17 protein-coding genes are annotated in these 19,080 nt (G+C 67.5%); 5 read left to right on the forward strand and 12 right to left on the reverse strand.

Going from position 1 to position 19,080, the window contains the following annotated elements:
• Window positions 1–9 precede the first annotated feature (9 nt).
• The 3 genes from PV772_RS16190 to PV772_RS16200 are packed head-to-tail and all read right to left on the reverse strand — an operon-like array spanning window position 10 to window position 2,995.
• Complete coding sequence (locus PV772_RS16190) at window positions 10–648, reverse strand: lactate utilization protein C (protein ID WP_141157908.1); 639 nt, start codon at window positions 646–648, stop codon at window positions 10–12.
• On the reverse strand, window positions 645–2,195 hold the full coding sequence (locus PV772_RS16195; protein ID WP_141180897.1) for a LutB/LldF family L-lactate oxidation iron-sulfur protein: 1,551 nt from the start codon (window positions 2,193–2,195) through the stop codon (window positions 645–647). Before PV772_RS16195 ends, PV772_RS16190 begins: the two co-directional genes overlap by 4 nt.
• A complete protein-coding gene (locus PV772_RS16200; protein ID WP_175319279.1) occupies window positions 2,192–2,995 on the reverse strand; it encodes a (Fe-S)-binding protein in 804 nt (267 codons plus the stop codon). Before PV772_RS16200 ends, PV772_RS16195 begins: the two co-directional genes overlap by 4 nt.
• A 187-nt stretch (window positions 2,996–3,182) precedes the next feature.
• On the opposite strand from PV772_RS16200, the gene PV772_RS16205 reads away from it, so the two are divergent.
• From PV772_RS16205 to PV772_RS16225, 5 genes are all read left to right on the forward strand, one after another.
• Window positions 3,183–4,928 carry an L-lactate permease gene (locus PV772_RS16205; RefSeq protein ID WP_141157911.1) on the forward strand — a complete coding sequence of 582 codons (1,746 nt, stop codon included), beginning with the start codon at window positions 3,183–3,185 and terminating at the stop codon, window positions 4,926–4,928.
• A gap of 69 nt (window positions 4,929–4,997) precedes the next feature.
• Window positions 4,998–5,744: an FCD domain-containing protein gene (locus tag PV772_RS16210; protein WP_347886814.1), complete on the forward strand. Its 747-nt coding sequence runs from the start codon at window positions 4,998–5,000 to the stop codon at window positions 5,742–5,744.
• 16 nt (window positions 5,745–5,760) lie between these two features.
• On the forward strand, window positions 5,761–8,589 hold the full coding sequence (locus tag PV772_RS16215) for an FAD-binding and (Fe-S)-binding domain-containing protein (protein ID WP_347886815.1): 2,829 nt from the start codon (window positions 5,761–5,763) through the stop codon (window positions 8,587–8,589).
• A gap of 104 nt (window positions 8,590–8,693) precedes the next feature.
• Entirely contained in the window at window positions 8,694–9,335 is a 642-nt protein-coding gene (locus PV772_RS16220; RefSeq protein WP_168223103.1) for a hypothetical protein, read from the forward strand.
• Window positions 9,328–9,474 (forward strand): hypothetical protein, encoded by a 147-nt coding sequence (locus PV772_RS16225; RefSeq protein ID WP_168225701.1) that lies wholly within the window; start codon window positions 9,328–9,330, stop codon window positions 9,472–9,474. Before PV772_RS16220 ends, PV772_RS16225 begins: the two co-directional genes overlap by 8 nt.
• Here PV772_RS16225 and PV772_RS16230 read toward each other — a convergent pair.
• The 9 genes from PV772_RS16230 to PV772_RS16270 form a co-directional block, all read right to left on the reverse strand.
• Window positions 9,471–9,734, reverse strand: coding sequence for a hypothetical protein (locus PV772_RS16230; RefSeq protein ID WP_347886816.1), 264 nt, complete (start codon window positions 9,732–9,734; stop codon window positions 9,471–9,473). The genes PV772_RS16225 and PV772_RS16230 overlap by 4 nt on opposite strands.
• A gap of 173 nt (window positions 9,735–9,907) precedes the next feature.
• On the reverse strand, window positions 9,908–10,993 hold the full coding sequence (locus PV772_RS16235) for a DUF2891 family protein (RefSeq protein ID WP_347886817.1): 1,086 nt from the start codon (window positions 10,991–10,993) through the stop codon (window positions 9,908–9,910).
• Between the two features lie 21 nt (window positions 10,994–11,014).
• Complete coding sequence (locus tag PV772_RS16240) at window positions 11,015–11,986, reverse strand: DUF979 domain-containing protein (protein WP_175319285.1); 972 nt, start codon at window positions 11,984–11,986, stop codon at window positions 11,015–11,017.
• A complete protein-coding gene (locus tag PV772_RS16245; RefSeq protein WP_018762092.1) occupies window positions 11,983–12,696 on the reverse strand; it encodes a DUF969 domain-containing protein in 714 nt (237 codons plus the stop codon). Before PV772_RS16245 ends, PV772_RS16240 begins: the two co-directional genes overlap by 4 nt.
• A 213-nt stretch (window positions 12,697–12,909) precedes the next feature.
• Window positions 12,910–13,587 (reverse strand): GntR family transcriptional regulator, encoded by a 678-nt coding sequence (locus tag PV772_RS16250; protein WP_347886818.1) that lies wholly within the window; start codon window positions 13,585–13,587, stop codon window positions 12,910–12,912.
• Window positions 13,588–13,635: 48 nt separating this feature from the next.
• The gene (locus tag PV772_RS16255; protein WP_347886819.1) at window positions 13,636–15,402 is read right to left on the reverse strand and encodes a biotin carboxylase N-terminal domain-containing protein; all 1,767 of its coding nucleotides are present in this window, start codon (window positions 15,400–15,402) and stop codon (window positions 13,636–13,638) included.
• Window positions 15,395–17,065, reverse strand: a complete 1,671-nt coding sequence (locus PV772_RS16260; protein ID WP_347886820.1) for a 5-oxoprolinase/urea amidolyase family protein — start codon at window positions 17,063–17,065, stop codon at window positions 15,395–15,397. Before PV772_RS16260 ends, PV772_RS16255 begins: the two co-directional genes overlap by 8 nt.
• A 2-nt stretch (window positions 17,066–17,067) precedes the next feature.
• Complete coding sequence (locus tag PV772_RS16265; protein ID WP_347886821.1) at window positions 17,068–17,826, reverse strand: 5-oxoprolinase subunit PxpA; 759 nt, start codon at window positions 17,824–17,826, stop codon at window positions 17,068–17,070.
• Window positions 17,827–18,039: 213 nt separating this feature from the next.
• Window positions 18,040–18,816, reverse strand: a complete 777-nt coding sequence (locus PV772_RS16270) for a phosphotransferase (protein WP_347886822.1) — start codon at window positions 18,814–18,816, stop codon at window positions 18,040–18,042.
• Between the last annotated feature and the right edge of the window lie 264 nt (window positions 18,817–19,080).

The following is a 19,080-nucleotide window of genomic DNA, read 5'->3' on the forward strand; positions in this document are numbered from 1 at the left end:
GGGATGACTCTAGCGGGCAATGATGACGTCCAGCCTGCGCGGGCCATGGACGCCTTCCACGCGTTCAAGCTCGATGTCGCTTGTGGCACTCGGCCCGCTGATCATCGTGATGGGCCGGGTCCCGTCGATCCGGCCCAGCGCCTCGGGCAGGATCCCGGTAATATCGGCGGCCTTCACCACGCAGATATGGTGGTCCGGGACCAGGCTGATGGCGCGGCGGCCCTGGTTGGCGCTGCCGTCCAGGATGATGGTTCCCGTCTCCGCGACGGCCACGGCGCTGCCGGTGACCACGGCATCGATGCCATCGAGCTCGGCGACGCTGAGCGGTGCCGCCGGAGAGTCGACGCGGCGGCGGGACCCGCCGCCGCCGCCTTCATCGGTCCCTGCCAGCCACCCGGCGTCGAACCCTTCGGGCACGACGAAGCTGTTCGCCCCGTCAAGGAGCGAGGCAATCCGTGCGGGCACCTCCGTTTCCGGAACCACCGCCACCTGCGCCTTGTAGTCCACCAGCCGGTCCACCAGGAGCTCGATGAGTGCGTCCGTGTCGAGTTCGGATGCTGCCCGGTAGTCCCGCGGAATCTGCGGCGCCTGCGGGCTGTCCTGCAATGCGGCCCTGATCCGGGAGAGGATGTCTTCGCGTGCGGTCATTGCGGGGTTTCCTTTGTGTCTGGGGACGGCGTGCGGGACGGACCGGCTTCCGGTGTGCCGGGAGCGTCGCCGGCGTTCCGGTGTTCCTTGGCCCACCAGTCCCGGAATGACTGTGCCGGCGGCGCCGGGATGTCGCGGCTTTGGGTCCAGCCGGCGGCGATGCCGGGCAGCTTGGTGATCTTCCTGTCCGGCCCCGCAGCCAGGCGGCCCAGCGGCAGCCCCTTCTCCACCAGGCCCAGCCGTTTGCCCGAGGACAAAGCCCAGGATGCGGCTTTCATGCCCACGTCCATCTGGCTGGGGACCTTCTTCTTGCCGCGTTTGCTGTCCACATCCACGCTGCGCAGGTGCACCAGGATGTCCGGGATGTTGATCTTGACGGGGCAGGCGTCGTAGCAGGCACCGCACAGGGAGGAGGCGTACGGCAGGGAGTTGTTTTCTTCCGCCTGGATGCCGGTGAGCAGCGGGGAAAGAATCGCGCCGATGGGACCCGGGTAGGTGGAGCCGTAGGCGTGGCCGCCCGTGCGCTCGTACACCGGGCAGACGTTCATGCAGGCGCTGCAGCGGATGCAGTGCAGGGCGGAGCGGCCCATTTCATCGGCGAGCGCGGCGCTGCGGCCGTTGTCCAGGAGCACCAGGTGCACGTTCTGCGGCCCGTCGCCCTCCGTCACTCCGGTCCACAGGGAGGTGTACGGGTTCATCCGTTCCCCGGTGGAAGAACGCGGGAGCAGCTGCATGAACACTTCCAGGTCCTGCCAGGTGGGCAGCAGCTTCTCGATGCCCATCACCGTGATCAGCGTTTCCGGAAGCGTGAGGCACATGCGGCCGTTGCCTTCGGATTCCACGACCGCCAGGGTGCCCGAATCGGCAAGGGCAAAGTTGGCCCCGGACACGGCTACCTTCGCCGTGAGGAACTTCCGGCGCAGGTGCTCGCGGGCAGCCATGGCCAGGACGGAGGGATCGTCGGTCAGCGCAGGATCGGCACCGGGCATTTCACGGAGGAAGATGTCCCGGATTTCGGTGCGGTTCTTGTGGATGGCGGGAACCAGGATGTGGCTGGGCTTGTCGTGGTCCAGCTGCACGATGAGCTCGGCGAGATCGGTTTCGAAGGCCCCGATGCCCTGCTCCTCGAGGTACTCGTTAAGACCGATTTCCTGGGTGGCCATGGACTTGATCTTGACCACTTCGGTTTCGCCGGTGTCCCGGACCAGTCCGGCCACGATTTCGTTGGCTTCCCCGGCGTCGCGTGCCCAGTGGATCACGCCGCCGCGTGCGGTGAAGTTCGTTTCAAACTCCTCCAGGAGCTCGGGCAGCCTGGACATCACCGCCTGCTTGATGGCGGACCCCGCATCACGCAGCTGTTCCCAGTCAGGCAGTTCGGAGACCACCGCCTGGCGCTTGTCGCGGATGGTGTGGGTGGCATGGCCAAGGTTGGCGCGCAACTGCGCGTTGCCCAGTTCACGGTGCGCCGCCGTGGGGAAGGACTCCCCGGCGAACAGGTTGCCCGAGCCGAAGGCCGGCAGGGAGGGCATTCCCAGGAAGGTGGTCATCGCAGGGCCTTTCCGGTGGAGACGCGGACTTCGCCGGTGACGGACGCCGGTTCTTCCAAGGTGCTGGCGAGGATTTCAGCCAGGTGGAGGGTGGTGGTGGAGCTGCCCTGGCGGGACAGTCCGCCGCCGATGTGCATCAGGCAGGAGGCGTCCCCGCCGGTGCAGAGCTCGGCCCCGGTGGACTCGATGTTGGCCGCCTTGTCCTGGAGCATGGCCGACGAAACATCGGCGTTCTTCACGGAAAACGTGCCGCCGAAGCCGCAGCACTGGTCCTGTTCGGGCAGCTCGGCAAGGTCGATTCCCTGCACGGTCCGCAGCAGGCGGGACTGCCTGTCCCCGAGCCGCAGCAGCCGCATCCCGTGGCAGCTGGGATGGTAGGTCACCCGGTGCGGGAAGTAGGAACCCAGCTGCGCCCCGGCGTCGGTCACGCCCAGCACGTCCACCAGGAGTTCGGACAGCTCGTAGGTTTTGGTGCCGACGGCGGTGGCCCGGGCTTCCAGGGCAGCGTCGCCGCAGGCGCGCGCCACCATGGGGTGCTGGTGCTTGACCGAGGCCACGCAGGACCCGGACGGGGCGACGGCGACGTCGTAATCCGAGGTATCGAATGCGGCCACGTGGTTGGCGACCACCGGGACAGCTTCTTTGAGGTAGCCGCTGTTGACGTGCATCTGGCCGCAGCAGGCCTGGCCGGAGGGGAACACCACTTCGTGTCCCAGCCGCTCCAGGATCCTGACTGTGGCCTTCGCCGTGGCCGGGTACATCGCGTCCACGATGCAGGTGGCGAACAAGGCAATTCTCATGACGGCCTTCCGGAAGGGTGAGGGTATGGTCTGACCACAGTAGACCACGTGATGGCGGCCACTGACAACCCCGCCGGCGGAGGGTGAACCGGCTCACATCTTGGCCGAAAGTGGGCTACACTTCTGTGGTCGGACCATTGTGGTCTGACCAAAGCCATCCCCATCGCCCTCATCGTGGAGGAACTTCGTGGACCACTTCACCCCCAGCACAGACCCGGTGCTGAACAGCGTTGCCTGGTCGGCCATCGTCGGCCTGCTGCCGCTGCTGACCTTCTTTGTCCTTCTCGCCGTCGTCAGGACCAAAGCCCACGTGGCCGGGGCCTTCGCCCTGCTGGTGGCCCTGGCGGTAGGCATCCTGGCTTTCAAGATGCCCGCCGGACTGGCGCTTCTGTCCGCCACCCAGGGCGGAGTCTTCGGCGCCTTCCCTGTGCTGTGGATCGTGGTCATGGCCGTCTGGCTCTACCAGGTCACGGTACTTAGCGGCCGATTTGAAGACCTCCGGCGGGTGTTCGATGTCATTGGCGGCGGCGACGTCCGGCTGCAGGGCGTCCTGATCGCGTTCTGCTTCGGCGGCCTGCTCGAGGCCCTTGCCGGCTTTGGTGCGCCCGTGGCCATCACCGCCACCATGCTGCTTGCCCTGGGACTGCCCCCGCTCCGGGCCGCTGCTGCCGTGCTGGTGGCAAACACCGCCCCGGTCGCCTTTGGTGCCATGGCCATCCCGATCACCACTGCTGCCGGACTCACCGGCCTGCACGCCACGGACATTGGTGCCATGGTGGGCCGCCAGGCGCCGTTGCTGGCAACCTTCGTTCCGCTGATCCTGCTCTTCATCCTGGACGGACGCAAGGGTTTGAAGGACTGCTGGCCGGCCGCGCTGGTCATCGGATTCTCCTTCGCCGCAGCGCAGTTCCTCTGCTCGAACTTCTTCTCCTACGAACTCACCGACATCATGGCTTCGCTGGTGGGCCTGGGCGCGGCTGTGCTGTTCTTCCGCTTCTGGAAGCCCCGGGGCACCACAGCAGCGCGTGACCGGCTGGGCGTCGCCGCGGAGGCCGCTGCGGCCGGCACCACACCGGCAGGCCAGGGTCCGCGAAGCGCCCGGTCCGGCAGTGTCGCCACCGTAGAGGCGGCCGACGGCGAAAGCCTCACCCCGGCACGCACGTGGCTGGCACTGTTTCCCTACTTCCTGGTCATTGTGGTGTTCGGCATCGCCAAACTGTGGAAGCTCGGCGTCGACCTTCCGGCCGCCCTCGCCGCCACCGATGTCAAGGTTCCATGGCCTGTCCTGCACGACGCCCTGGTGGGCGCCGACGGCAAGCCGCTGTCCTCCACCGTCTACGTCTTCCAGTGGCTGTCCAGCCCGGGCACGCTCCTGCTGATCACGGGGTTGATCGTCGCGGCCGTCTACGCCCGCTTCGATGACGGCGGCCGCTTCCACATGACAGTAGGCAACGCCGTGGCCGAAATCGGACGGACCATCTTCAAGATGCGCTGGGCCGGCCTGACCATCATCACGGTGCTCGCCCTCGCCTACGTCATGAACAACTCGGGCCAGACGGTCTCGATCGGCGTCTGGCTGGCCGGCACCGGAAGCTTCTTCGCGTTCCTCTCCCCGGTGCTCGGCTGGTTGGGCACGGCCGTGACAGGTTCGGACACCTCCGCGAACGCACTGTTTGCCAAGCTGCAGCAGACCGCCGGCCTGAATGCAGGCATCGACCCGAACCTGCTCGTGGCCGGCAATACGGCGGGCGGTGTGGTGGGCAAGCTCATCAGCCCGCAGAACCTCGCCATTGCCGCCACTGCCGTGAACCTTGACGGCCAGGAGTCGGTCCTTCTGCGTAAGGTAGTCGGATGGAGCGTGGGGTTGCTTCTGGTGCTGTGCACCATCGTCTACCTGCAATCCACCCCAGTCCTGGGCTGGATGCTCCCGTAGCCCTCCACCCGCGCACAACCGGGGTGCGGGCCCTCCCGGCCCGCACTCCCCCACTCCAGAGGATCGCCCGTGACACCCGCCGCAGCCGGAGCAGCCCCCCGAGGTCGAACCCACGATGCGCTCCTGAAAGACATTGAAGCGGACCTGCGGGCCGGCACAATCAAGGTCGGAGACCGGCTCCCGGGCGAACGGACCCTGGCGGAAAACTATGGAATATCCAGGGCGTCCGTACGCGAGGCCATCCGTATCCTCGACGCCATGGGCGTGGTCCGCAGCTCGGTAGGCTCCGGTCCCACCTCCGGTGCCATTGTGGTCTCCGATCCGTCCGCCGGACTCTCCTCCGCCCTCCGGCTGCATGTTGCCAGCAACCGGCTGCCGGTCCAGGACATCGTCCAAACCCGTATCCTCCTGGAGACGTGGACTGCCCGGGCCGGTGCCGCGCGCGAAGGTGGCGACGCGGAGCGGAAACAGGCGGCCCAACTGCTGGAGGCTATGGACCAGCCCGAGCTGGACCGGGCAACCTTCCACGAGCTGGACGCCAGGTTCCATGTGGCGCTGAGTTCGCTTGCAGGCAACGAAGTCATGGCCACCATCATGGAGTCCCTCAGCGGCTCGATCGTGGGCTACGTCAAGGGAGCCATGGACGCGATGGAGGACTGGCCGGCGGTCCTGGCAGCCCTGCGCACCCAACACCACGGAATCTTTGATGCCGTCCAGTCCCGTGACGGCGAACTCGCCGCACGCCTGCTGCGCGAACACATCGAATGGTTCTACCAGCGCGCCGGGGACGCCACCCCGCCCCACCCCATTACCTGATTTCTTGGAGCCACGCATGAGAACCACAGCCGCAGGAGCCGAATCCCCCGTCCATCTGCTGGATCCGGATACCGTCAGCACGCGGGACCTGGACCGCCATGCCATGGCACATGACGCCTCGCACTACCTCCTGGTCCCGCAAGGGGTGGCCACCCCACGCAATGCCGCCGACGTTGGCGCCCTGCTCCGGCGCAGCCGGGAGCTTGGGCTTCCCGCCACCTTTCGTTCCGGTGGCACGAGCCTGTCCGGTCAGGCCCTGAGTGACAGCCTGCTGATCAACACCCGCCAGCATTTCCGCGGTGTTGAGGTGCTCGACGGCGGCGCCCGGGTCCGTGTCCAGCCCGGCGCCACGGTGCGCAGCGTCAACGCCAGGCTTGCCCCCTTTGGACGCAAGCTCGGCCCGGATCCCGCCAGCGAAATCGCCTGCACCGTGGGCGGTGTCATCGCCAACAACTCCTCAGGAATGGCGTGCGGCACTGAGCTCAACACCTACCGGACGCTGGAATCAATGGTGCTGGTGCTGCCCTCGGGCACGGTCATCGACACCGCTGATGCGGACGCCGACCGGCGGCTGCGCGAGCTGGAACCGGAACTCCACGAGGGGCTCCTGAAGCTGCGCCGGCGGGTGGTGGGAAACGACCAGTCCGTCCGCATCATCCGTTCACTGTTCTCGATGAAGAATACCATGGGCTACGGCGTGAACTCCTTCCTGGATTACGAACGCCCCGTGGACATCCTGATGCACCTGATGATCGGCAGCGAGGGAACCCTGGGCTTCGTCGCGGAGGCTGTCTTCCGGACCGTCGAGGTCAAACCCGCCGCCGCCACCGGGCTGCTGGTCTTCAACACCCTCGACGCGGCAATGGGAGCCCTGCCGGACCTGGTGTCCACCGGCCTTGCCACCATCGAACTCATGGACGCGGCAGCGTTGAAGGTGGCCCAGGCCGCCGCCGACGCCCCCGCCGCGATCCGGACCCTGCCGGTCCAAGGACACGCCGCGCTGCTGGTGGAACACCAAGGCTCGGACGCCGTCGAACTGTCCGGCAAGCGGGCAGGCTCGCAGCAGCTGTTCGACTCGCTGGACCTTGCAACACCCTTCGCACTGACCTCGGACCCGAAAGACCGGGCTGCCCTGTGGCACGTCCGCAAGGGCCTGTACACGGCCGTGGCCGGCGCCCGCCCCTCCGGAACCAACGCACTGCTGGAGGACATCGTTGTTCCGGTTCCCGCCCTTGCCGGCACCTGCGGCGAACTGACGCGGCTCTTCCACGAGCACCATTACAAGGAATCGGTGATCTTCGGGCACGCCAAGGACGGAAACGTCCACTTCATGCTCAACGAGCGCTTCGACGATCCGGACCAACTGCTGCGCTACCAGGCCTTCACCGACGAGATGGTGGACCTGGTCCTCGGCGCGGGCGGTTCACTCAAAGCCGAGCACGGGACCGGCCGCATCATGGCCCCCTTCGTCCGCCGCCAGTACGGCGACGAGCTTTACACAGTCATGCAGGAGATCAAACGGCTGATCGACCCGCCCAACCTCCTGAACCCGGGCGTGCTGCTCGCCGACGAACCCCTCTCCTACATCGAAAACCTCAAGGTGGCTCCCACCGTCGAGGAGGAAGTGGACCGCTGTGTCGAGTGCGGGTACTGCGAACCGGTGTGCCCCAGCAAGGACATCACGCTTACTCCGCGCCAACGCATCGTGCTTCGGCGCGACATTGCTGCCGCTGAGCAACGCGGCGACCACGCCCTCGCCGCCAGCCTGCGCAAGGACTATGACTACGACGGCGTGCAGACCTGCGCTGCGGACGGCATGTGCGTCACCGCCTGCCCGGTGCTGATCAACACCGGGGACCTGGTCCGGCGGCTGCGCAAGGAAAATGCCAACACCGTCGCCGCGGCCGGCTGGAACAAGGCCGCCGAAAACTGGGGTGCCGTGACCGCCGGCGGCGGCCTGGCCCTGACCGTAGCCAAGGCCATGCCGGCGTCGCTGCCAAAGGCCGCCACCGCCGTCGGCCGTGCGCTGCTGGGACCGGAGGCGGTGCCCGCCTACGCCGACGTGCTGCCAGGCGGCGGTTCCAGGCGCCGGGAACGCCGGGACCCCGGCAGCGTGGCGGTGTTCTTCCCGGCCTGCATCGGCACCATGTTCGGCCCTGCGGAGGGCCCGGAAGGCAAGGGAAAGGGCTCGGCCCGGGCATTCCTGGACCTCTGCGAACGTGCCGGAGTGGGCCTAACCGTCCCGGAAGGCATCGAGAGCCTGTGCTGCGGCACGCCGTGGAAATCCAAGGGCTTCTCCCAGGGCTATGACGCCATGACCGCCAAGGTCCTGGACCAGCTGTACGAGGCCAGCGGCCGCGGCGAGCTGCCCGTGGTGTGCGATGCCGCTTCCTGCACGGAAGGCCTGGAGACCATGAAGCGTCTTGCCGGCGCGGACGGAGAACGGTATGCCGGACTGCGTTTTGTTGACTCGGTGGAGTTCGTCCACCAGCACGTCCTGGGCCAGCTCACGGTAACCGCTCCCCTGGGTTCCATGGCCCTGCACCCCACGTGCTCATCCACCCAGCTGGGAACCAACCCCGCGCTGCTCGACATCGCCGGGGCCGTCACGGATGACGTGTTCGTGCCGCTCAACTGGGGGTGCTGCGCGTTCGCCGGCGACCGGGGCCTGCTCCACCCTGAACTCACCGACTCCGCCACCAACCGGCAGGCCGGCGAGATCAACGAGCGGGAGTTCGATGCCTATGCCTCCACCAACCGCACCTGCGAGCTGGGGATGTCCAAGGCGACCGGCCACTCCTACCGCCACCTGCTGGAAATCCTCGAGGAGGCCACCCGGCCCTGACGCAACCCCGCTAGACTGGCCGGGCAAGGACGGATTGGGGGATCCAGGACGGCGCAGCCGCTTGTTCCGCTGGTCGGTCGCCGCCAGCGGACCCAAGGACCATCATGACCTTCTTCCAGGACTTTCCCGTCCCTCCCCTGCCGCCCCGGCCGCGGACCACGAGGTACGTCCCGCCGCCGTGGGTGGCTGCACCCGCCTACGAACTGCCTGCCGTTGTCCATCTGGGCAGGTTCGTGAGCCGGACACCGGGAATGGTGGTGGCGGTCAAAGGCGCCGAAGTCTTCTCTACCGGGTGCCTGTTCAGTCTGTCCTGGCTCTTCCGCCGGACCGATCAATCCGATAGGGACTGGGACGATTTGCAGCCGCTGTTCTTCCAGCCCGGCAGGGGCTTTCGGGGGCGCAGCGAACGGCAGACCGGGCTGATGTTCGGCGTCGAATTCCCTGACGGTTCAAAAGCGAGCACCGGCAGCCAAATTCCCTACGGGCTGATGGAACCGGGCACCAACCCGGAGCCTCCGGTCCTCGCCCTGAACGGCGGCGGTGGCGGCGGGGGCGATGCGGAGTTCTCCGGCAGCGGCACCCTCTGGCTGTGGCCGCTGCCGCCTGCCGGGGATCTCCGGATGGTAGCCCAATGGACCGACTTCGGCCTGGCGGAAACGTCCTTGATGCTCGACGGCGGGGCCTTGCGTCAGGCGGCGGCGTCCGTTCAGCCGTACTGGCCGGAGGAGGAGCGCACTGATGGGTGACCTTACCGGGCTGGTCCTGTTTGTCCTCGTGGGAGCCGTCTTCTTCTACATCCTGTACGGCGTGATCCGCGCGGGGGTCCGGGACGGCATCCTCCAAGCGGACGCGCGGCGCGCCGCGCGCTGCGAACAGCTGAATTAGGCCTCCACTGCGGTGACGATGCTTCCGTACCCCTGCAGGAACATCCGCCGGCCCTGGCCTTCGTCCGTCCATACCCAGATAACGGAGTAGTCGGATGTCACGGCGTCCACCACGCCGGTGCCGGAGACGGTTCCCTCGGCGAAGCAGACCCTGTCCCCCACGGCGATCCGGGGATGCCTGGTCCGCTTCCTCCTGGGCTTGAGGGCGGTTTGCCCTGCCGTTGCATGGTCTGGCGGGCAGGTGCTGGCGTGCTGGCGCATGGGATTCCTCTGGGCTCGCGGGCGGACGGTCAGCTCATTACGACCCTGCCCGCTGCTCCCAGGTCACGCACAGCGGCGTGGTGGGAAAAGACTAACGCGGCGGCGCCCATATGGGCACCGCCGCGTCCCTTCACACCGAGTGTGACTGGTTCATCCCGTCACCTGCTGGATGGTCAGTCCAGCGCCGCCACGGAGCCCAGCGCATCCCAGGCGAAGCTGGCCAGCCAGTGCGTGGACATGAAGTCGCCGCTCTCCATTCCGCGGAGGCCGGCCTTCAACAGCGGGTCCAGGGCCTCGTTGAGCACAGCTGCCGAGGCGCACGCCCCGGACGTGGAGGATTCCCGGAGCGTGGCGATGATCCGGGCCACCTGCCCGGCGCGGGTCAGGTTGAGCCCGTGGAGGTGCACCAGGTAGCCGTCGGTCTCGTCCGTGACGCTGACAGGCTGCAGGATCCGCGACTCAGCGGAGAGGCCTGGGAGGAACGCCGCGAACCAGGCGGAGAACTCGTCGGCGGACAGGACACGGCGCATCAGGTCCGCCTCGCTCAGCCCGGCGGAGAGGAAGTCCTGGCCGCTGAGCTCCCAGTCGCCCGGCCAGCCACGGTCGTTCCCGAACCAGGTGCGGGCCGCTTCCTCGCACGCCGCGGCAGCATCAGCCCGGCCCAGCGACCGGAAGGCATCCAGCATGTAGCCGACACCGAACGCGGCGTTGGTGTGCAGCCCGTGCCGGACCGGGTACTGGGCCTTGGCCATCCACGCCACGCTGAGCTCCGCCACGGCGTCCACCAGCGGCTCCAGGGCGGTGCCCCATTCCCGGAGCTGCGCATCGGAGGACGCGGAACATGTGGCGGCCAGCCGCATCAGCCACGCCCACCCGTAGGGCCGCTCCCAGGACGGGTTGGCCACCAGGTAGTCCCGTTCCACCGCCAGCTTGGCCTGCGTCAGGTTGGCGCCCAGCGCCGCCCGGAGCGACGCTTCGGTGGAGCTGTCCACCCAGGCCGCCGTGCCGCCGTCGGACGCTCCTTCCGGGGCAGCCCCGGCAGCCGGCGAGCCCAGCAGGCTGGCCCCCAGCCAGTGCATGTGCACGCAGGAGTGCCAGTCGAAGGAGGTGTAGAAGGCGGGGTGGATCTGCTCCGGGGTGGGCCGGTCGTCGGCGGACACCTGGGTGTGGTGGGCCGAGTGCGGGAAGGGCTCGGAAAGGTTGCCCAGCACCACGGCCGCGTAATCCGGTGCCGCCTGTGCGCGAAGATCGTTGTCCATGGTGCTCCTTTGCGAAGGGGTTTAGTGGAAGGCCAGGAAATACATCAGCGCGATGTTGACCGCCAGCAGCGGGATGGCCGTGCCCACCTGCGCCGTGATGACGCCGTACTTGTTCTTCATTTCCAGCAGCGCGGACGGCACCAGGTTGAAGTTGGCGGCCATGGGGGTGCAGAGCGTGCCGCAGAAGCCGGCGAGCATGCCGATCGCGAAGATGATGGCGGGGTCGCCGTGGAAGGTCTGCACCAGCACGGGCCAGCCGATGGCGGCGGTCATGATGGGGAAGGCGGCGAAGCCGTTGCCCATCAGTACGGTGAAGAGGAACATGCCGATGCAGTAGACCAGCACGCCTGCGATCAGCGAGCCCTTGGGCAGCAGCCCGGAGGCCAGGGTGCCCACGGCGGTTCCCACGCCGGCCTTGGTGAAGAGGATGCCCAGCGTGGTGAGCATCTGCGGCAGCAGCGCGGCCCAGCCGATGGATTCGAGGATGCGGCGGCTTTCGAAAATGGGTGTGGCCGGGTTCTTGGGCTTGAGGATCAGGAGGGCGACGACGACGGCGGCCACGGCGCCGATGGCCAGGGCCACCAGTGTGGTGTTCTTGGGGTCCAGCAGCGGGGTGCCGCCGATCACCAACACAGGAGCTGCCAGCACCAGGATCACGGTGACCAAGGGAAGCGTCAGGGCGGGGATAAAGAGCTTGTTGCCGAAGCGTTTGGCGTAGGCCTCGCGCTCGGGCCCGGTGGAGGTGCGGTGCTTGCCGTGGCCCAGCAGGCCGGTGGATGCCAGTACCACCAGGACCAAGACGGCGACGCCCAGGATCCAGGCGGGTGCGGTTCCGGCCTGGACCCAGGTGCTGTAGAAGAAGCACAGGCCCAGCAGGCCCCAGAACGCCGAGCTGCCCCAGCGGCGGGGGTGGTTGGTATCGGCGGCAATCAGCGACGCCCACGCGACGAACAGAAGGCCGACCAGCCAGTAAACGGCTTCAACGCTAATCATTTGGCTTCTCCTGCGGTTTCCTTCTGGGCGGTGAGCTCAAACTCGCGGTATTCCTTGTCCAGCTGCTTGTCCAGGCGCAGCAGCCTGAAGCCGTGGATGAGGAAGGCGGCGATGGCGGTGGGGATGGCCCAGAGCGCCAGCTGGAGCGGTTCCAGGTGCAGGTGGTAGGTGGTGTCCACGAACGTGGTGATCAGCAGGATGGAGCCGACCGCCACGAACACGTCCTCGCCGAAGAACACACCAACGTTGTCGGCGCCGGCGGCGTGGCCCTTGATCTTCTCGCTGATCTTTTCCGGCACGTGGCCGTAGCGGCGCAGCGCTGCGCCCTCCGCCATGGGGAACACCAGCGGGCGGACGGTCTGTGCGTGGCCGCCGATGCTGGTCAGGCCCACGGCGGCGGTGATCTGGCGGACGGCCAGGTAGCCGATCAGGACGCGTCCGGCGGTCAGCTTGGCGAGCCGGCCGATGAGGGTTTTGGCCTGCTCCTGCAGCCCGAAGAACTCGATAATGCCCACCACCGGCAGCACCGCGACGAAGATGGTGACGGAGCGGCTGCTGGCGAAGCCGGTGCCGAACGACTCGAGGATCTGCGCGGGGTTCATGCCGCCCAGCAGCGCGGTGACGATGCCCGCGACGGTGACGACAATCAGGGGGTTCAGGCGGATGGCGAAGCCAACGATCACCAGCAGCACCCCGATGAGTACAAGCATGATTTATCCCTTCCCAGGGGACCCGTGACGGGTCTGCGAAAGTGGGGGCCGGCGCGTCCGTGCCCAGGTTTAGTCGGTGGGGCGGCGCCGGGGGGCGGGAGCCCCGGTTACGTCAGAGCTGCAATATTTTGTGAGCTGCAGGACAACGGTGTGATCCACAGCATATCGTTTTGTTCAACAATCCTGCAACCCCTCCCCGGGAAGGGTTTTTGGTTAGCGTTCGACGGCGGCGAGCAGCTGGGCCTCGGCTCGGTCCAGGTAGGCGGACAGGAAGTCCGCTGCCGCGGCCCGGTCCCCGGCTTCCATGAGTTCCACGATCCTGGCGTTGTCCTGCACATACGGCTCATGGAAGGCAGGGTTGGCAGCCATGGAGTGGAACACCAGCCGCATCTCGGCCAGGACCTGCTCCATCAGGCTGTTGAGCCGCTCACTGCCTGCACGGTTCACCAGGGCGCGGTGGAAGTCCTGGTTGGCGCCGGCCATGCCGGGAATGTCACCTTCCGCGGCGGCGGCCCTGGCCGCTTTCACGATTGCCGCCAGGGGCTCCAGCGGGGCTTCTCCGGCCCAGAGCACGGCTGAGGGTTCCAGGAACCGGCGGACGCGGTAGATTTCGCGGATGTCATCCACGGTGGGGTGTGCCACGAACACGCCGCGGTTGGGGATGCGGGTAACGATATGTTCCGAGTGCAGGGCCGCGAACGCCTCCCGGAGGGTATTCCGGGACACGCCCAAGGCCTCGCGGAGGGCTTCCTCCGCGAGCTTGGACCCGGGCTTGAGCTTGCCGGCCTCGATGCGGCTGCGCAGCTGCGCGGCCACCCAGAGGCCCGTTTCGGCGTGCTTGGTGGTCCTGGCCTGGGCCTGGAGATCGGCCAGCACCTCGTCAAACGTCATGGCACCACGATATCGGCCCCGGCCTGCGCCACTGCGCCGGCGTCCCGCCTAACCGATGGTGGTGAGCGCCTGGCCGGGCGCCACCGCGTCCCCCGCCGCGGCGAACTGCTCGCCGAGCGTACCGGCACGGTGGGCGGCGACGGCCGTTTCCATCTTCATGGCTTCGAGCACCAGCACCGCCTCGCCTTCCTCGACGAGCGTTCCGGGCTCAGCCAGCCACTTGACCACGGTGCCGGCCATGGTGGCCAGCAGGTCGCCGTCGTTCTTCTCCGCTTCTTCCCCTGCATTCTGCTGCGGACCGTCCGCAGCAGACCGGCCAGCTCCACCTCGGCGGCCCCCGCCGTCCAGCAGCGAATCCAGCAGCGCCTTGGGCAGCCCGAGTTCCATGCGCTTGCCGTCCACCTCGATGCCGATGGTCCGGCGCGGCGCCTCCGGGGCTGCGGGGCTGAAGGCAGGGTCCGCCTCCAGTGCCGTGGCGAACCCGCTCTCGATCCAGGTGGTGTAGATGTCCAGTCCGTCGGTGCGGGTGAAATCAGGGGCCTCCACCACGGCCCGGTGGAACGGCAGCACGGTGGCCAGGCCGCCGATGCGGAACTCGCGCAGGGCGCGGCGGGCGCGGCGGAGGGCCTGCTGCCGGTCCGCGCCGGTGACCACCAGCTTGGCGAGCAGGGAGTCGAACTGCCCCGGCACCACGGAACCGGCGCGGACACCGGTGTCCACGCGGATGCCGGGCCCGGTGGGCACCTCGAACTCCGTGACGGCGCCCGGGGACGGCAGGAAGCCGCGGCCCGGGTCCTCGGCGTTGATCCGGAACTCGAACGCGTGGCCGCGCGGTTCCGGGTCCTCCAGGATGGGCAGCTTCTCCCCCGCGGCGATTGCCAGCTGGGCTGCCACCAGGTCAACGCCCGAAGTCTCCTCCGTGATGGGGTGCTCCACCTGCAGCCGGGTGTTCACCTCCAGGAAGCTCAGGAAACCGCTGCCGTCCAGCAGGTACTCCACCGTGCCGGCGCCCACATATCCGGCCTCCCGGCAGATGGCCTTCGCCGAGGCATGGATGGAGGCCCGCTGGTCCGGCGTAAGGAACGGAGCGGGTGCCTCCTCTACGAGTTTCTGGTGGCGGCGCTGCAGCGAGCAGTCGCGGGTGCCCACCACCACCACGTTGCCGTGCGTGTCCGCGATGACCTGGGCCTCCACGTGGCGGGGCCGGTCCAGGAACTTCTCCACGTAGCATTCGCTCCGGCCGAAGGCGGCCAGGGATTCGCGGACCGCTGAGTCGAAGCTTTCCTCGATGTCGGCCTGGTTCCGGACAACCTTGAGGCCACGCCCGCCGCCTCCGAACGCCGCCTTGATGGCCACGGGAAGGCCAACCTGTTCGGCGAAGGCGCGGACCTCTGCTGCGCTGGCCACCGGTCCGTCGCTGCCGGGTGCCAGCGGTGCACCGGCCCGGACCGCCACCTCGCGGGCGCTGACCTTGTCGCCCAGCAGCCGGATGGTCTCCGGGGAGGGGCCGATCCAGGTCAGGCCGGCGTCGGTTACGGCCTGGGCGAAGCCGGCGTTCTCGGACAGGAAGCCGTAGCCGGGGTGGACGGCGTCGGCGCCGCTTTTCGCCGCCACGGCGAGGATTTTGTCCATGTCCAGGTAGGTTTCCTGGGGCCGCGTGCCGGCCAGCGCGTACGCCTCGGTGGCGGCGGAGACGTGCAGTGCGTCGGCGTCGGGATCGGCGTAGACGGCCACGCTCTCCAGGCCTGCATCGTCGCAGGCACGGGCGATCCGGACGGCAATCTCGCCTCGGTTGGCAATGAGGACTTTACGCATGGGGGCTTTCCTTAGGTGTTTCGGTCGGTTCTGCCGGGAGCGGGGCGGCGGCGAACCGCACGGTGGTGCCCGGGGGAAGTTGGGCGGCCTTGTCCAGGTCTGAGTGGACGACAACGGCAATCACCGGGTACCCGCCGGTCACCGGATGATCGGAGAGGAAGAGGACCGGCTGGCCTTCCGGTGGCACCTGCACGGCGCCGCGGACGGTACCTTCGCTGGCCAGTTCGCCGTCCCGGCCGCGGCTGAGTGGCTGGCCATTCAGCCTGAGTCCGATCCGGTTCGATTGTGGCGTAACAGTCCATTCCTGCTGGAGGAAGTCCCGGAGGGTTTCATCGCTGAACCAGTCCTGCCGGGGTCCGGGGACCACGCGCAGCACGGCGGCTTCGTTCCGGTCCGGGATGGGCGAGACCTCTGGGTGGCCCACGATGCTCCCGAGCCTGGGGGTCCGCACGGGCAGGATGGTGCCCGCTTGTAGCGGTTCGGGGCCGACGCCGGACATGGTGTCCGTGGAACGGCTGCCCAGGGCGTCGGGTCCGCCGAGTCCGCCGCGGACACCCACGTAGGAGCGCAGTCCTGCAGTGGGGGCGCCCACCGTCAGCCGCTCCCCCGCGAGGAGGGCAAAGGCGGCGTCGCACGCCGGGTGCCGTACCGCCGTCGTCCGCCTTTCTGCCCCAGCCTGCTGCTCATCCGGCGTGATCTCCAGCGGAACGGCTGCTCCGGTGACGGCCAGGACCTGGTCACTGAGGGCAACAAGTTCGAGTCCGCCGAAGAGAAGTTCGAGTCCGGCGTCGCCTTCGCCGTTGCCCACCAGGCGGTTGGCGCGGCGGAGTGCTCCCCGGTCCATGGCGCCGGCGCTGCTGACGCCAAGCGACGCGTAGCCCGGCCGGCCGAGGTCCTGGATGGTGGCCTGGAGCCCGGGCTTGCGGACAGCGAGGCCTTCGGTGGCTTGGTCTTCGCCTGGAGCCTTGCCGGCACCGGGCTGTTGGTGGTGGGGCACCGTTGCCTGGGCACGGATGGCGTTGAACCGGACCGTGTCCCCGGGCCGGACCAGCGCGGGACTCTCCCGGCCCAGGTCCCACATGGCGGCATCGGTCCGGCCGATCAGTTGCCAGCCGCCGGGGGACTGCCGGGGGTAGACGGCCGAGTAGGCGCCGCCCAGGGCAACAGCTCCGGCGGGGACGGCAGTGCGCGGCGAGCGGCGGCGGGGAACCTCCAAGCTGGAGTCCTGTCCGGTGAGGTAGGCGAAGCCCGGAGCAAAGCCGGCGAAGGCCGCGGTCCACAGCTGGCCGGTGTGCGCTGCCACTACTCCCCTGCGGTCCAGCCCGGTGAGCGCGGCCACCTCATCGAGGTCCTCGCCGTCGTACACCACGTCAATGGTGACCAGCGTGCTCGCGGTTTCCGCGGGCTCCTCAAGGTCCAGGCTACGGACGTGCGCGGCCAGTGCCTGCGCTGCCTGCGGCGAATCCGTCGTGATGAGGACCGTGCAGGCGGCAGCGACGACGTCCACCTGTCCCCGCTGCGGATGCGAGTTGAGCTGCGCCTGGAGGCTGAGGACCGCGTCAAGGGACGGCAGCTCCACCAGGATGGCCCTGTCGCCGGCGGGGCGGATCCCGGTCAGGCCGGCATTCTGGGCCGTTCGAGTTTCATGCTGCTGCGCGGTCATGGCTAGGCGAAGCTCTGGATCTGGATGCCGGCGTCCACCAGTGCGGCGCGGACGGCAGCGGCCATGGCAACGGACCCGGGAGTGTCACCGTGCAGGCAAATGCTCTCGGCCTTGACGGAGACCAGGGATCCGTCGATGGCACGGACCACACCGTCGGTGGCCAGGCGGAGGACGTGCTCGACGACGTCCTTTACCTCGTGCAGCACTGCTCCGGGTTCGCGGCGGGAGACCAGGGTGCCGTCAGGGTTGTAGGCCCGGTCGGCGAAGGCCTCGGCCACGGTCCGCAGCCCGGCAGCTTCTGCCTGGCGCTGGATCTCGGAGTTCGGAAGCACCATGAGGGGCAGCGTGGGGTCCACCGCGAGGATCGCTGCGACCACAGCGCCGGCCTGCTTGGGGTGGTTCACGATGGTGTTATAGAGGGCGCCGTGGGGCTTGACGTAGCGGACGGCTGTTCCGGCTGCGAGGGCTACTGCCTGGACGGCGCCGATCTGGTAGACGACGTCAGCGGTCAGCTCTTCCGTGGTCATGTCCACGAAGCGGCGGCCGAATCCGGCCAGGTCCCGGTAGCCGGGGTGGGCTCCGACGGTGACACCGGCCTTTACGGCGGCCTGGCAGGTGGCCATGATGCCCACTGGATCGCCCGCGTGGAAGCCACACGCCACGTTGGCACTGGACACACTCTCGAAAATGGCGGCGTCATCGCCGAAGGACCAGTTCCCGAAGGACTCGCCGACGTCGCTGTTCAAGTCGATGCTGGGCATTGTGATCTCCGTCTCGGATTGGTGTCCTTCAAGAATGCCCTATAAATCAGGATTGTTCAACAATCCATATTCCCTATTACTGCCCCGCCCCGCGACGCGCCATCAGGTCCTGCAGCTTTTCCGCGGACGCCCCATCACATCCTGCAGCTTTCCCGCGGACGCCCCATCACATCCTGCGGACTTTCCAGCGACCCTGCCGGGGTAAAGAGCGCCTCAGAATTTGCCCAGGGCGTCGCGGAGCATGCGGTGGCCCTGTTCCTCAAACTTTTGATCGCCAACCCGGTAGGCCCAGGCAGCCGTGGAAACGGCTTCCCGCAGCTGCATAACGTTCCAGAGCTTAGTGTCCCTGGGATCTGAACCGTAGCCTGCGAAAAAAGCCTCCTCCAGCCGAGGGACCGCACGCCATTGCTGCACGGCAAGTCGACTGAGATCGCTGGCAGCCGGTCTTAACTCATATCTGCCAAAGTCGATGACCCTCAGCTCGGTACCGTTAATAAGCCAGTTGCGCGGCTGCCAGTCACCGTGAGTCGGGACGACAATAACCGGTTCGGGCTCATAGGCACCAAGTAGGGCGGCGGCCCGTTCTGCGACATACTCCTCGATACGGTGCCCTCCATAGAGCCACGCCAAGGCTTTTGCGGTGGCGGCCGATTCATAATCCCGATCAGTACGCGCGGCCTGGTCATGAAAAGCGCGAAGGAGAGACCCTGCTTGAACGTATGTAGCAGTCGCGTATTCGGCTTCTGAGCCTTCCACCAGACAACCGTCCAGATACTCCGTGACCAGGATGTTCAAAAGGAGGTCAGCGCGAACAAGCCTTGGCGCACGGATCTGGCGCGCCAAGACATGGACGGAAGACTGGTGGGCTGCAATCTCACGCTCTATGTTGTGGTTGGAAGGACTGCCGGCTTTGACAATGTATCTGCGCTGCCCGTGTTCCACTTCGAGGACCGCGGTATCTGCGAGGTTCCAAGACAGATCGTTGAGCATTCGCAGACCCGGGAGCCACGATTCCACAAGCTCTGCCTGCCCCTTGCTCAGCCGGTTCCGGTGCCAGGAATCCATTCCCGAAGAATATCCGGTAGATACCGCAAACCACTCCGGCCAGCTAGTGAAGCGACTGCCATTTTACGCTTCGCCGGTTGGGCAGCCGGTAGCCCTGATTTGGTTGCTGATGTTAAATGTGGGAGGCCCCAACCGTGTGGTTGGGGCCTCGACCATTAATAGTTGTTCCGGCGGTGACCTACTCTCCCA

It is taken from the genome of Pseudarthrobacter sp. CC12 (genome assembly GCF_039907755.1).
GTDB classification, from domain to species: Bacteria; Actinomycetota; Actinomycetes; order Actinomycetales; family Micrococcaceae; genus Arthrobacter; species Arthrobacter niigatensis.